The organism is Rhizobium sp. NLR16a, from assembly GCF_017948245.1.
In the GTDB taxonomy this organism is placed as follows: Bacteria; Pseudomonadota; Alphaproteobacteria; order Rhizobiales; family Rhizobiaceae; genus Rhizobium.
Genome location: NZ_CP072872.1, coordinates 1 through 12,914 on the forward strand (window position 1 = coordinate 1; position 12,914 = coordinate 12,914).

Sequence of the window (12,914 nt, forward strand, 5' to 3'; positions counted from 1 at the left end):
GCGGTGCGCACCGTAGGCCGGAGCGTGAGCGGAGGAGGCGAGAGGACGCAAAAATTTGTATCGCGAGGAAGCCGAAGGCGGGGAAATTTTTGTGTCGTCCGCTTTGCGCTAACCGCGTCGACGTGCGAACGAGCGTCAAAAGCAACCGCCTTGGAGGGGTGAGACCTGACCGATTCTGGCAACGCGCCTCCTGTTCGTCATCAGCCTAAAGCCGCAAAGGCTGCGCCAATATTATTCAGAAATCCGGCCAGATCAACGAAAAATCCGGCTTTTCGCCCGAATCGTGAAGCAATATGGCTCGCAACCCGTCCGATGCCATCGCGCTATGCCGGCTATTTCCGTCACGGAATTCTGGAAGATTTCGACCGGCGGTAGTCGTACGGACTTTCGATCTCTGCAGCCCACATGCCAAAACCGTGATCGCGGGCGCTGTTTTCGGCCTGGCCGTACTCGACCTCGCTGATTGAGTGGGCAGCCGGCAGATACCGTAGCATTGCTTCCGCCAGTCCGACCTTCACCATCGCAAGGCCGATATCGGTGTCCCCGATGAAGCACTGCCCCACGAGGCGGCGATACTGATCCTGGTCGATGATGTCGCAGCGGACATGCTGACCGTCGATCATTTTTCCAAGATAGCTGCGGGCCGCGGCGCCACAGCGCCAGACCTTGCCATCCTTCAAGCCGGTCTGATCGCGCTCGCAAGCATCGATGGCCGCGATCCTGATCCGCTGCTGTCTGATGCTGATGGTATCGCCATCAATCACACGGGCTCGGCCGGACATATCGGCGGCCTCGACAGTGCTGTGGCTGATCAAAAGAGTTACTAAAAACGTCGATAGGGCATTGCGTCTCAATGTGTAACCTCCATGGAATTTCGGGCGGCAAGCCCATAGATGGAGCGGGCGAGATGCAATTCGCCCGCTCTTGCGCGGTCCGTCATGGCCCGTAAATAGCCTCCCGGCGAGCTGACCTCCTGCCGCTCGTATTTCTCGAGCGTCACCGCAACTGCGACGGCCGCTTGCTGTTCGCCCATCTCCTCGACAGCGCGGCGGTGGGCATCATCGGAGATCCCGGCAAACCGGCATATCAGGGGCACGGTGCGCGCAAGGTCGGCCCAACTGGTGGGGGCAAAGCCGTAGGTCTTCAGCGCTGGCACCGCCCGCAGCACGTCTTGCAGCGCCACCAATACCCGCGGCAGCTGCTGCGGCTGGTTGCTTTCGCTCCGGCGTCGCCCCAGGCTTTCTTCAAAAGCCCTCTTGCTGGCGGAGCCAGCCTTAAGCAAGCTGAGTTGTTCGGCGGTAGCCGAACGCCTTTCATCATTACTCTCTGCAATTGGATCAGGGGTTGTAATCTGTTTGTGCATGTCGTTTTCGACATACGGGCATGTCATATTCTGCGAATGAACCGCTTCTTTCGATCGGCACGGAAGCTGCATCAAGCGCTCCACCAACCACTCCAGAAGGGCTGTTGCTCGGCGCAACATCCGGCTTGAGGCCTTGCCGGCAATCCCGACAAGATCGCTGACGCGATCAATGCGGGCGGCAAGACGGGCCAAAGCGCGTTCGGAATGCCCTGCGGCGACCGCGAGGGCCTGGCGCGCTTTGCGCAGCGCGCCCCGATAGCGCCGCAAAGCCGTATCTGCGGCCTTCTTCTCAGCGCGCGCCTGCCTGACCGATTCATCGAGTTCGGCATATCGGACGATCAGAATTCGCAGGTCAATCCCGCATCCGTCCGTGATCTCGCCTTCGCCGTTGCGTATGGGATAGCGCTTGTAGTTCCCGCTGTCCTGCATGGTGATAAGGCCAGCGTCGAACAGGCGCGACAACATGCGGCTGACGCGACCGACCGACCGGCCGATTTCAAACGCCAGTTGTTGGTTGGACTTAAACACGATCGGACGGCCCGATTTGTCGAATGTATCGGCCTGAGCCGTGTTGATCAGAGCTACCAGCAAATGGCTTTCGGTTCCATTGATCAGGCCAATGCACGGAAGGCTTTGAACAAGTACGGCCAATTGGGCGCGCGTGATCGTCCCGACTCGTGCCGACTCTGCCAGCCGGCAGAAGTGGGCACGCCGCGGCGTTATCCGGCGGCCGCTTAGCCGCTGATTCGTTTGGGTATTCCCCATTCCTTGTCTCCGTCTTGAGACCAGGGAAAGCTTCGCCGTTCACCGAAAAGGTGCTTTCATTATTGACAGGGAAGGGAGGGTCTGCGAGAAGTGACTTGGCTAATTTATCGACTCACAGACCGCTTCCGGATTTCTTCGGGAGCGGTTCTTCTTTTCTGGTCGGTGTGTCTTCTCCGTAAATATGGTCAGAATGTCAGATGCGGAATCACGCTGATTCCGCTGATTGGTAAACATAGCGCCATAAAGCATAATGGCGCAACAACGTGCTACACGCATAACCGGTTAAGGTGCGCGTCTGCAGCAGCAATGTATTGGTTTTTCGGGGTTTCGCGCTTAGTGCCGACACCGAATAGGCTGCCTCTGGCATATCATGTTGAAGCAAAACGATGCAGGATGCGACCGACTGGAGGAATCGGGGATCTTCAGTGATTCTACCAGCCTAGATCGGTCTGGCCGAAATCATCGCCCTTGTAAGCAATCCGCATGCGGTAAGCCTTGGCGCAGGCATAGGTGAAGCAATCACCCATATTCAGCTTTGCCGGATGATTCACAATTTTTCCAAACTGCTGAGCGGCATCGAGAGCTTTGCTACCTACATCGCCGGAAATCATTGCCTCTCGCGCTTCCAGATCGGCAACAAATTGATCGACCAGGCGGCGGGCGATCTCCATCATTTCGGCGGTGGCGGGCTTGTCCTTGCCGGCTGCCTCGGCCAACCTGCGCGTCAGCGACAGGGTGGCCTCCATACGGACCACTGCTGACATGTAATAAGGACCGCCGTCCCGCTCTAACCGGCCCATGAGTTCGGCGGCGTCTTGCTCCTGGGCGAGGATGGCGACGACGACTGAGGCATCAACGAACAGCATTCAGTCTTCGCCCCACATTTCATCTGTTTCGCGTTTATGGTCGCCGGGAGCGAACGGGCCAGCTTCGCGGGCCATGGCGAGGGACTTGGCAAGCCGCTCGCGCATTGGCAAACTACCTCTGTGGTTGGCGATCTCATGCTTGAGCGCGGCTTTGACTGCTTCAACCTTGCTGGATTTCGTGAGACCGATAAGCTCCTCGGTGAGCCTGTCCACCTCGGGATCCTTGATGTAGAGCGGCATGGTGGCATATCCTTTCTAGGATATTATCATATCCTCTTTTTCATATCCTCATCAACACAAATACGAAATCGCGCCGTCCGAATCCGGGCGGGAAGGGGAGTTTGAGGGGAGGGGGATTTGGGCCTCCCCTCAACATGATTGCGGGCAGGTCGATCCTGCCCGCAATCATCGGTGCGCTCCAAACAGCGGGAGGGCCGATCACGTGGGTAACGTGACCGGCCCGCGACTGACGTTACTCAGCCGCTTGGGGGAACTGCTCGTCTTCGGCGGAGCTTTTGCCATCGTCGGTCTGTTCGGGGGAGAATATCCGAACAGGGGCCGGTAGCCAGCCGCTTCCGGTAACAAGACGGTCCGCGATCGTCACCGCCTCGGACTTTTTGGTCGCGGCTCTCACCGACAATTCCGCTTCACCGCCTTTCGCCTCGGCCACCGCAAGTTCAATGGTCGTCCGGTTGACGTGCTTGAAATAGCTGTCGCCGGTCGTCTCGAACCAATCCGGCATATGCACCTTGAGCGCGTGGCCCAGCTGGTTCGCCTGCTCGATACCCTTTTTCCGGTCCGTGAACTTCTTCTCCACCGCATTGACTGCGTGCGCCGCGCCGAATGCCAGCAGCGCAAGCACGCTGTCCTGCGGCTGATCCAAGAGCCAATCGAACAGATCGGCAGGATTGCCGGGCAGGTGATGGCCGTAGTTGTCCGCAAGGTCATTGAAGGCGGCCAGCCCTTTGCAGCTTTCGGCGTCCTTGATCGACGGCTCCAAACGCTCGTGTGTCAGCGACAATTGAAGGGCGCTCTGCTCCGTATTATACGGGTAGGCCACGCGCAACAGCATCGCATGAACGACGGCAACAAGGGCGACCTCCGAATTGTTCGCCAGTTCGATGCGCAACGCGGCAGTCTTATGAGCCGTCAGGTCCTCGATCAGAGCAGCCGAATGGCTGATAGACGGGACCTTAGGCGCTTGCGTATCCTTACCGCTCGGCTGGCCCTCGCCATCATCATCCTCGTCCTCCGTCTCGGCGCTTTCGTTCGGCTTTACGAAACCGCGCTCGATGGCAAGCCGACCGTAATAGTCAAGGAAAACGAGGGTTCCCGCCTGTTCCAACGCCTCAGGGCTGTACCCTTCCGTCCGGGCGTTGAGCGCGTCTATCCGTTTTTCGGTCTCCGCCAGCTTTGTCTCTGCCTCGTCGTCGGCCACGCCGTTTTCGATCAACTCGGCAAGCTCGTCATATTCAGTCAGCGCGGCATCAAGCGCGGCCTGATCTTCCTCGGAAAGAGCAACCGGCTCCGGATAGTGGCGCTTCATGGCATGATAGCCAGCGGGGGCTGTTGCGGAGCACTCCACCCATTTCCAGCCTTCGGCGCGAACGCTGGCGGCGGTCGCCTCGAGCTTTTCCGCCACGAGCTTTTCGACCAAGGCGGCATCCGTCGCATATCCGGCGTTGCGGTCATCGAACAGGTCACGTTTGACTGCTCCCCCGGCTTCCTCGTAAGCCGCCAGTCCGCCGATGAATTGCACGCGCTTATCCGTCGCGGCAATCATTTCCTCGGTGAGTGCTCGCCGGATCGATTGCGCATCGCGGTTCCAAGAGGGAAGCGCGTTCCAAACCGCCACCTGCCTTTCGTGATCATCGCTGACTGTAAAGGCCGATAGCTGCGCAAAGCTCATGTCCTCACCACGGTAAAGCTGCAACAGCACCGGAGCCACGCGGGCGAGCGCCAGCCGCTTGCGAACGACCATTTCGGTCGTGCCGAAACGGGCCGCGATGTCAGCAACGTCCTTGCCTTGCTTGGCAAGCACGTCGAATGCCTCGTACTGGTCGAGCGGGTGCATGTCCTCGCGCAAGATGTTCTCGGCAAGGCTGATTTCCGTGGCGATCTCGCCTTCGCGCTCCTTGCAATCGACGGGGAAATCCTTGGCAATCTCCCTCGCCTCGGCCAGCAGATTAAGGGCGGCAAGGCGTCGGCCGCCCGCCGTCACGAAATAGCGGCCCTTCTTGTCGCCCTTGCGAACAACGAGGTTCTGCAACAGCCGGTAGCCGTCTTCTCTAATGTTGGCGGCCAGCGCCTCGACGCCCTCGGCGCTGTAGGTCTTGCGGACGTTCTTCGGATCGGCGTCCAGCTTGTTCAATGCGATGATGATGATCTCGGTCATAATATTTCCCTTTTCCCTTTTTCCCGCGAAGCGGTCTCGTGCCCGAAGGGGCAGGAGCCCCGCTCCTGCTCCCCGAGCTCGTGCGGAACAGCGAGGGAGAGGGGGCAAGGGGACAAATCGGAGGGGGATCACCCGCCCGAAGGGGCGACGCAAAATCCGCGGATGCGGATCCGTGTCGATCCTGCACAAAGCGAGCCGAGCGAGCGGAGGAAGGACGGGGAGGCCGATTTTCCCCTTGCAGGGGAGAGGGAGCAGAGCACCCTTTCCCCGCTAAAGGAAACAATGAGCATACCAGGCGAAGGCGGCGCAGCGGCCGAAGTCAGTTCGCGCACCGTTTGACCGGTTAAAAGGGCAGCCGCAGGAGGTTTAGCATAGCGCCGACCGCAGGGCGGAAACCGGGAACGACTGCCCCCGGCAAGCGGTTCCGTGTAGTATCGACCGAAGAGAGCCCGTTCGCCATCGCCGCCCCGAGTATGGAGCGCTCCGCGTCGCCGGCGAACTCCGCTGACAATCATGGCCTATCGTAGGAACCTGGAGGTATCGTATGAGCATAGTCGATCAATATGAAGCGCCGCCAATGACAGAGCCTCAACGCCGCGATGCCATGGCCGACATGACGGCGATCGTGCGTGGCGAAGAACTCGACGTACCGTGGCGGCGCATCCGCGTCCTGCTCGATCATAAGCTTGCGATGGTTCAGCATCCTGTGTTTACGCAAGGAAGCTTGACGTCTCTGGGGCTGACGGACAAGGGCTTGCGCTTCATGGGCGAGATCTGATCGAAAATTCATATTGCGCATAAGAAAATATTCCTCTTGACGACGAACACATGCGGGTGTTCTGCTTTTGTTCTACTCACCAGGAGCAAACATGCGCAAACCGGAGACGATCGAACGCCTCTATCTGGATTTCGATGGCTTCTTCGCGTCGGTCGAACAGCAATGCGACCGACGTTTGAGAGGTCGGCCGGTCGGCGTCGTTCCCTTCGAGGGAACGGACCGGACGGCCGTGATCGCATGCAGCCGTGAGGCCAAGGCATATGGCGTCAAGAATGTCATGCCGATCAACGAAGCGAAACGGCTTTGCCCTGAGCTCGTTCTGGTTCCACAAAAGCCGGACCTCTATCGCCGGGCGCACAATGCGCTTCTGTCGGAAATCGAAACCGTTATTCCGATCGACACGGCCAAGTCGATCGACGAGCTGACGTGCCGCCTCGATGAGGCCGGCCGGGCGGATCCTCGCGGCCTGGCCGCCGCGATCAAGGCGACGATCGCGGAGAACGTCGGCCCGTGGATCACGTGCTCGATCGGCTTTGCCGCCAATCGCCAGCTCGCGAAAATCGCTTGCAAGGAAGGCAAGCGGAACGGAGGCCAATACGGGGACGGGCTCGCCATCTGGCGGCCTGAAGACATGCCGGCGCCTTTGCTTGTGGTGGCAATGGAAGATATTCCGGGCGTCGGCGGCAATATGGCGAAGCGGCTTTACCGGTCGGCGATCTACACGACCGAACAGCTCTATAACCTTCAGCCGAAACACATGCGTAAGCTGTGGGGCAACGTCACCGGAGAACGGCTCTGGTACGCGTTGCACGGTTACGACATTCAGGCCCCGGCATCGAACCGCGGGATGTTCGGACATGGCCGCGTCCTTCCACCGGAGGCGCGGACGCTTGCCGGCGCACGCGAGATCTCGCGCCTGCTTCTGATTAAGGCGGCGCGGCGGCTGCGCCGGGAAAACTTCTATGCTGGCGGCTTGTGGTTATGGCTGTCGATCCGCGACGGCTCATGGATGGGCAAGCGTCATCTACAGGTTGTCAACGATGACCAGGCCATCCTTTCGGGACTGGCAGAACTGTGGAACCAGGTTCGCCGCGATCACCCGCGAGGAATAACGATATTCCGGATCGGGGTTACTCTTTACGATCTGTCTCCGTCGCACGAGCGGCAGCTCGACTTACTCCTCAATGACGATCGCACGCGTCGGCGCTGGGAAAACGCCAGCAAGGCGACCGATAATCTGAATACGCGATACGCCGGCACGGTCGTCAGTCTCGGCCAGTGGCGGCCGCCGGCTGGCGGCCATGTCGGCGGCAAGATCAGCTACACGCGCATTCCATCCGCGGAGGATTTCTGGTGAAAAGCTGGAAGCAGAATATCCGTGTCGGCGATCTGGCCGACAATCAAAGGCTGGAAGCGCGCTGCAAGAAATGTGGCCACGTCCATTATCTGACGCGGGCGATCGTCTGCTCGTCGCCAGAGCGAGAATTTCTCTACATCGACGAGCTGGAGCGCGAAACCGTGTGCAGGGCGCGCGGATGTCGCGGCGGAGTGCTCCTGTCGATGGTCCGCCTCGATGAGCTGACCGGGTTTGTCGGTGGACTTGCCTGATCGATCTTGCCCTCACGCCTGCTGTGAAGCATTCTCGCCATCGTGGCACCGAGGAGGAGGAGCGGGCGGAGATGGCTTTTCGACAGGATACGTTATCCGACTGGGGCGCATCGGAACGTTATGACAGGCAATAATCATTACCCCGATTGTTCATGCGGATGGTGCGTCAATTACGGGCGATCAAGGATCAACAGGATCGATCTTACCGAGAGCATTCGGTATCGAGATGCAAAAGTGCTGTTAAAGCAGAGCGGCGCGAATTCCGTCTCCGCATGCTACGTCATTCCAAACGCTCGCTGCCCCGTTTGCAGAGAACCAGTCTTTTTCTACGCAAATACCGCCGGTAGCAGGGTTTTCTTCAATCACCCTGGTCCGCCGTGGCCAAAACACGGATGCACAGATAATTCGCGGCGCAAGATATTCGCTGCTGCAGTCGAAGCACCCGCCGTTCCTACGCGGCGGGCGCGAGGCCAAGTCATCGAGTTGCTCGACGCTGCGCAAATCGTGGGTTTATCCGGGCACAAAGTCTTCGGGCGAAGAAAGCCCGAAGAGTGGACACTCGTAGTCGTTCAATCCGTCGACAGGCGCGGCGACGAAAATAAGGTTGAGGGCGAGTTTCTCGACTCCGATACAGGCGAACAGTTTCGCTTTACATGCCGATCGGCAAAGCCGCTTTTTGAGGCAGGGGACTTTGTGAGCGTTCGCGGCAACCAGATTTCATTCGTTGATCGTGACACATTGCAGCCGGTTGCTTTCCTCTCCGGCGCGTGGGTCGAAACGACAGCAGAGCCTCCTCGGCAAAACCCCACTTCACCTCCCATCGCCACGCCCAAGGCAGCGCCGAAATCGGCCAGAAGAACCGACCACGCGCAATTGATTCGAAAGAAGAAGAAGCCCGCAAGCAAAACCGAAGCTTCAAAATACGACATGACGAAAGTGGAGATGGTTCACTTTGATACCAAAAAAGTGCCGTTTGCCGCGCTCTTTGGGAAGCTCGAGCCTATCGTGAAATCCTATGCGCGGGAGAGTACCCGAAAGCCAAGGGATGTGGCAGCGCGCCTTAACATTGATGGTCATCGGACGGCCGTGGGCGAAAAATGGACCCCGCGGCTTGTCTATTTCCTGTTGGCGTTGATGTTCAACGACTCGTCTGCTTCTTCGAATGAAAATGGCCATCGGAATGACGGGGAGCGGAGGAAGCCGGCTTGCCCAAAGCCTCAGCCGACAACTGCACCCCCCGAACCGTTAACCGCGGAGATTATGGCTGAACGGCTCTCCCGATTGGGCAGGGTGGTCCGGAGCGGAAAAGCGGGCTGACAGGTACATTCGGCTAGGTCCAGGAGACGTGGGTGCCCAAGTTGGAGCCCCGTCCTCAATGTGTGCTGCTGGTTGCCGGAAGGCCCGTTAGGCGACTGAATACATTGACCCAGAACTTATAGTCATCGTCTCGCCTTTCGGTCCAAGCATCGAGGGCGCAATACGCCACTGCGGTACCGGCCTCGTTGCCAAAAAGTTCGATCGCGGCTGTTGCCGCGCTCTCGGCGTCAAATGAATTTGCGAAGATACTCTTCATACCCGCGGACCCCCGACGAATTTTTGAAGCGAAGCGAAGTTACAAATGAGTTCCTTAAGGTTGACGCATAATACTGGCCTCTTCAACCAGCAATTTCAAGCATCAGCCACCGGGGCCACCCTGCTTTTGGCAGGGCGCAGCTTGCGGTCACTTCGGCTTGTTGTCGTTGTCGGCTTTCCCCTCGAACTGCACCTGATAGCTGACCTCGACCTTGGCGAGGAACGGAAGCGAGAAGGCGACGGAGATTTTCAACTGGCCCTTATGGGACAGTTTGGCGATTTGCCGATTGATGTACTGACGAAGGCGGCGGCCGGTCTTTTGGCAGAAGGTTACGAGCGTTTTCATGAGGGTGATCCTCCTTAGTGGTTGTGCGTAATCGCGAAGCTCGAATACGGCTGGGACGGCCGAGTGCACCGCGAAGCGGTCGCAACGGAGCGAAGAGGAGAGGAGAGGAGAGGAGAGGAGAGGAGAGGAGAACCCTTTAGGGTTGCACGCCAAGGCCGGCCCTGACGTATCGTGCGCAGCATCAGATTGCGGACAGCCACCTAAGGAGAGGCCGGAAAACGCGGCCTTCGTAGCCTCAGCCGCCGCCTTCGCCGTCAATCGGCAAGTCGCCATCCGGCCTTCAGGCCGGATCTCGGTCGCGGTTTTGCTGTAGCGGGGTCCAGGTTGGCAACTGTGTTCGACGGCCGACAACGACAACAACGCGAAGTGAGCCGGCTCGTGACAGCGGGGCGGCCGCCGTGGATGGGGAGGGGAGTACGAGGGGAGGGGCTTCGGGGCTCCCCTCGTATCAGCCTTGGTCCGCTCGATGCGGATCAGGCTGATTGAGGCGCGCTAACGGACAAGTCCAAGGCGTTTACCAAGGCTCGGCGGAGAAGGCGGCCCAGCTTCCTTGATCATTGCCAGTATCATTTCGCGCGTGAGGCCGTGAACCTCGTAGCCTTGCACCCGCGCGGCTTCGATAATGGCTTCCAAGCTTGGATATTCCTCAAGAAACCCGCCCAGCCACAGGGCGCATTCGTCGGTTTCGCGGTCCGGAAACGCCTCCAAAAAGAAGGTCCTTAAAGGCCGGTCATAGCCGATCGTGGCTTCCGGGTCGGCCTTGGTCGCGGATCACTGCAACAGTATAGCGGCTCAATGCTGGCTCCTGTCGTGGCCTGTTCGGTGAAGGCCGCGCCGTCGGCGCGGCCTCGTTCTGAAAAGCGGCATAGTCCCTGGTTGGTGAGGGCGGCTCGCTCCGCCTCGAAAGTGTAGCCATCCCAATCCTTCCAAGCCTCCCAACCGAGTGCGGGTGCGCGTCCGTACCAGACGCGCACCCGCACTCTATCGGCAGCAACCTCCTCGACAACGGAAACCGTGAAGCTTCCGCCCGTACCCGACGGCATGTCGAAAACGTCGACGCTGCGGCGCTCGAGTCGCATGTCCGCGCCCCCTACAGCCGGAAGTGAGCGACAAGCGCCTGATTGGCGCGATGGCAGGCAAGGGCATAGGCGACAATTTGCGCCACCATGTCAGAATCGGTTGCACCCGCCCGTTTCGCCCTGTCGGCCATATCCTCTGCAAGGTCGCTATCGTCCTCGCCGACGTGCTTGTTGCCGACAATCCATGAAATCTGCCCGGTTGGCAGGTCGGGCCGTAGCTTGGCTGGAAGAGCGGAAATCCGCCCTTTCCGTGTGCTCGCTTCGGTTCCGGCCTGTTCTGCCTCCGTCGTGGTCGGATAATAGGCCGTGACCAGTTTCCGGCGCTGCGCGTCGGCGGCGCTGATGAAAGCGTGCCCGCCGTCCTCGGTCTTGTAGACCGCCCAATCGGCAGCGGTTCCGCCGAAATAGGGGTCGCCCGTGCCATGAAACTCCATGACGAAATAGATTGCCTGGGTCATCGGAATGTCCTTCCTTCGAATAGGGGCGGTTGATCAGGCGGCGTTGGCGCCGCTGATCGTCTTCAACACGCGCTGGGCGGCGTAGCGTCCGGACTCGTTCAAGTGCCGTTGCCAAGCTCCTTGCGACGGCGACCAGCGGAAGCCGTTCGCCTTCAACACGCGTCGCGTCGGGTCGTCCGGCTTGCCGGGAAAGATCAACTGGATACGCGCGATATCGGCGTTCTCCTTGACCTCGACGGCTCCAGCGTCCGTCTCGACCTCCTGGCTTTGGGTGCCGCGCTCCTTCATCCTTGCGAGGACAGCAAGGCGCTGCTGCAGGCGGCGAAGCTCGGCACGGCTGTTGGTCGTGGTGAAACCGCGCCGGGACTGCCACGGTGCTAGTTTGACGCCGCTGGCTGCGGTTTCGGCGGAAAGTCCGGTGTTCGCGGCGACGGTGGCAATCATGTCCTCTTCGCTGGCGAGGTCCTTTTCCATCCGCCGGATGATCGCGTTCGCGGCTTTCATCCGGTCGATGGCAAGCGCCGTCTCCTCGATGCGCGTCATGATCCTCTGCAAGGCCACTGGATCTCCGGAACGGATCGGCTCATCATCGGTGCCATGCGGGAACGCCTTCCGCTTCACTGCCTTGCGGGCCGTCGCCTCGTGCGCCTTCAGGTCGGCGCGGCGCGCATCGGCAATCTTCATCCGCTTTTCATTGCGGGCGACGGGAAAGCGGGCAGGGCCGGTGACAAACCAGTTCATGCAACGGCCTTCCGCCGCCCAATAGCGCCGCGTCAATTCGACGTGACGGCGGGCGAAAGCTTCAATATCCGGTTCCGGAATCGGAACGCAGGCTTTGTCCCAAAGCTCGGCAACGTAAGCGGCGAATTGGTTCAACCGCTCCGCAAGCTCTGAAAGCTCGGCCTTCGTGCGCCGGTCGGGAAAATGGGTGAGGGCGTGAAACTTCGCCTCGATGTCCTCCGCCGCAATGGTTGCGGCGAAGGTTCCTGCGACGATGGCTAGGATGTTGTTTTCGAGTGCTGCGATTTTCATCATGCCTCTCCTTCGACTAGGACAGGCGCGCGGCGCTCGATGCGGCATTGCAGGCCTGCGAGCGCGCCGGCGATGATGATGCCACCGGCCGAAATCTCATCGGCCTTGGCAAACACCGGGTCCAGAACCGGGCGGCAGCATTTGAAATGCTTTGCCGCATCTTCAAGGCTGATGAGGGGGGAGGTGTACGGGGTGCTGCCATCGCCCCCCACGAGCACGATCTTGCCGGCGATCGGCTGCGGGAAACCTTCAAAGATGGTGAAGGCGGTTAGCCCATCCCGCAATCCGTCCTCGTCGACGAAAAGCGTGTGCCGCTCGTCAAACCGTACGACTTCAAGCAGTCGGCAACCGATTAAGTCATAAATCGGCCGGATACCCGTATCGACCGGAAGCTCCACCGGCCTAAAAATCGTGGTCTGCGGGTCCAGCAGATAAGCAGTGTTCACGCGCATCATTGTTCTAGCCCTTTCCTTTCCGCGAAGCGGTCTAGCGTCTGCCCGAGGGGCAGGAGCCCCGCTCCTGCTCCCCGAGTTCGCGCGGAGCAGCGGGAGAGAGGGAGGCAAGGGAACAAAACGGAGGGGGTTCGCCCGCCCGAGGCATGAGCCGAAGGGGCGACGCAAAATCCGCACGTGCGGATCCGCGTCGATCCTGC

15 protein-coding genes are annotated in these 12,914 nt (G+C 59.8%); 4 read left to right on the forward strand and 11 right to left on the reverse strand.

All coding sequences use genetic code 11. The features are described 5' to 3' along the window. Nucleotides 1–341: 341 nt before the first annotated feature. From J7U39_RS31290 to J7U39_RS31310, 5 genes are all read right to left on the reverse strand, one after another. Nucleotides 342–782: a thermonuclease family protein gene (locus J7U39_RS31290; protein ID WP_210633851.1), complete on the reverse strand. Its 441-nt coding sequence runs from the start codon at nucleotides 780–782 to the stop codon at nucleotides 342–344. Nucleotides 783–850: 68 nt separating this feature from the next. After that, nucleotides 851–2,128, reverse strand: a complete 1,278-nt coding sequence (repC, locus tag J7U39_RS31295; protein ID WP_210633830.1) for a plasmid replication protein RepC — start codon at nucleotides 2,126–2,128, stop codon at nucleotides 851–853. A gap of 431 nt (nucleotides 2,129–2,559) precedes the next feature. After that, the gene (locus J7U39_RS31300; protein WP_210633831.1) at nucleotides 2,560–2,994 is read right to left on the reverse strand and encodes a type II toxin-antitoxin system VapC family toxin; all 435 of its coding nucleotides are present in this window, start codon (nucleotides 2,992–2,994) and stop codon (nucleotides 2,560–2,562) included. Then, nucleotides 2,995–3,234 (reverse strand): type II toxin-antitoxin system VapB family antitoxin, encoded by a 240-nt coding sequence (locus J7U39_RS31305; protein ID WP_096771613.1) that lies wholly within the window; start codon nucleotides 3,232–3,234, stop codon nucleotides 2,995–2,997. It lies immediately after the preceding gene. Nucleotides 3,235–3,466: 232 nt separating this feature from the next. Further along, nucleotides 3,467–5,389 (reverse strand): ParB/RepB/Spo0J family partition protein, encoded by a 1,923-nt coding sequence (locus J7U39_RS31310; RefSeq protein ID WP_210633832.1) that lies wholly within the window; start codon nucleotides 5,387–5,389, stop codon nucleotides 3,467–3,469. 544 nt (nucleotides 5,390–5,933) lie between these two features. Here J7U39_RS31310 and J7U39_RS31315 point away from each other — a divergent pair. From J7U39_RS31315 to J7U39_RS31330, 4 genes are all read left to right on the forward strand, one after another. Beyond that, nucleotides 5,934–6,167 carry a hypothetical protein gene (locus J7U39_RS31315; RefSeq protein WP_097596244.1) on the forward strand — a complete coding sequence of 78 codons (234 nt, stop codon included), beginning with the start codon at nucleotides 5,934–5,936 and terminating at the stop codon, nucleotides 6,165–6,167. 91 nt (nucleotides 6,168–6,258) lie between these two features. Continuing rightward, nucleotides 6,259–7,524: a type VI secretion protein ImpB gene (locus tag J7U39_RS31320; RefSeq protein WP_210633833.1), complete on the forward strand. Its 1,266-nt coding sequence runs from the start codon at nucleotides 6,259–6,261 to the stop codon at nucleotides 7,522–7,524. Continuing rightward, nucleotides 7,521–7,775, forward strand: a complete 255-nt coding sequence (locus tag J7U39_RS31325) for a hypothetical protein (protein ID WP_097596242.1) — start codon at nucleotides 7,521–7,523, stop codon at nucleotides 7,773–7,775. The genes J7U39_RS31320 and J7U39_RS31325 overlap by 4 nt, the downstream gene beginning before the upstream one ends. Nucleotides 7,776–8,258: 483 nt before the next feature. After that, entirely contained in the window at nucleotides 8,259–9,092 is an 834-nt protein-coding gene (locus J7U39_RS31330; RefSeq protein ID WP_210633834.1) for a hypothetical protein, read from the forward strand. 403 nt (nucleotides 9,093–9,495) lie between these two features. Here J7U39_RS31330 and J7U39_RS31335 read toward each other — a convergent pair whose 3' ends face one another. The 6 genes from J7U39_RS31335 to J7U39_RS31355 all read right to left on the reverse strand — a co-directional run bounded on the left by J7U39_RS31335 (nucleotide 9,496) and on the right by J7U39_RS31355 (nucleotide 12,717). Further along, nucleotides 9,496–9,693, reverse strand: coding sequence for a hypothetical protein (locus tag J7U39_RS31335; protein WP_097596239.1), 198 nt, complete (start codon nucleotides 9,691–9,693; stop codon nucleotides 9,496–9,498). Between the two features lie 492 nt (nucleotides 9,694–10,185). Continuing rightward, complete coding sequence (locus tag J7U39_RS31340; RefSeq protein WP_247241829.1) at nucleotides 10,186–10,401, reverse strand: hypothetical protein; 216 nt, start codon at nucleotides 10,399–10,401, stop codon at nucleotides 10,186–10,188. 11 nt (nucleotides 10,402–10,412) lie between these two features. After that, nucleotides 10,413–10,772, reverse strand: coding sequence for a hypothetical protein (locus J7U39_RS32135; protein WP_247241830.1), 360 nt, complete (start codon nucleotides 10,770–10,772; stop codon nucleotides 10,413–10,415). An 11-nt stretch (nucleotides 10,773–10,783) separates the two neighbouring features. Then, complete coding sequence (locus J7U39_RS31345; RefSeq protein ID WP_210633835.1) at nucleotides 10,784–11,230, reverse strand: hypothetical protein; 447 nt, start codon at nucleotides 11,228–11,230, stop codon at nucleotides 10,784–10,786. 33 nt (nucleotides 11,231–11,263) lie between these two features. Continuing rightward, entirely contained in the window at nucleotides 11,264–12,262 is a 999-nt protein-coding gene (locus tag J7U39_RS31350; protein ID WP_247241831.1) for a hypothetical protein, read from the reverse strand. After that, nucleotides 12,262–12,717 (reverse strand): protein psiB, encoded by a 456-nt coding sequence (locus J7U39_RS31355; RefSeq protein WP_210633837.1) that lies wholly within the window; start codon nucleotides 12,715–12,717, stop codon nucleotides 12,262–12,264. The genes J7U39_RS31350 and J7U39_RS31355 overlap by 1 nt, the downstream gene beginning before the upstream one ends. Nucleotides 12,718–12,914 lie beyond the last annotated feature (197 nt).

Coding starts and splice junctions, on each gene's coding strand:
- J7U39_RS31290 (WP_210633851.1), bottom strand. CDS start 782: ATGTCCGGCCGAGCCCGTGTGATTGATGGCGATACCATCAGCATCAGA.
- repC (WP_210633830.1), bottom strand. CDS start 2,128: ATGGGGAATACCCAAACGAATCAGCGGCTAAGCGGCCGCCGGATAACG.
- J7U39_RS31300 (WP_210633831.1), bottom strand. CDS start 2,994: ATGCTGTTCGTTGATGCCTCAGTCGTCGTCGCCATCCTCGCCCAGGAG.
- J7U39_RS31305 (WP_096771613.1), bottom strand. CDS start 3,234: ATGCCGCTCTACATCAAGGATCCCGAGGTGGACAGGCTCACCGAGGAG.
- J7U39_RS31310 (WP_210633832.1), bottom strand. CDS start 5,389: ATGACCGAGATCATCATCATCGCATTGAACAAGCTGGACGCCGATCCG.
- J7U39_RS31315 (WP_097596244.1), top strand. CDS start 5,934: ATGAGCATAGTCGATCAATATGAAGCGCCGCCAATGACAGAGCCTCAA.
- J7U39_RS31320 (WP_210633833.1), top strand. CDS start 6,259: ATGCGCAAACCGGAGACGATCGAACGCCTCTATCTGGATTTCGATGGC.
- J7U39_RS31335 (WP_097596239.1), bottom strand. CDS start 9,693: ATGAAAACGCTCGTAACCTTCTGCCAAAAGACCGGCCGCCGCCTTCGT.
- J7U39_RS32135 (WP_247241830.1), bottom strand. CDS start 10,772: ATGCGACTCGAGCGCCGCAGCGTCGACGTTTTCGACATGCCGTCGGGT.
- J7U39_RS31345 (WP_210633835.1), bottom strand. CDS start 11,230: ATGACCCAGGCAATCTATTTCGTCATGGAGTTTCATGGCACGGGCGAC.
- J7U39_RS31350 (WP_247241831.1), bottom strand. CDS start 12,262: ATGAAAATCGCAGCACTCGAAAACAACATCCTAGCCATCGTCGCAGGA.
- J7U39_RS31355 (WP_210633837.1), bottom strand. CDS start 12,717: ATGATGCGCGTGAACACTGCTTATCTGCTGGACCCGCAGACCACGATT.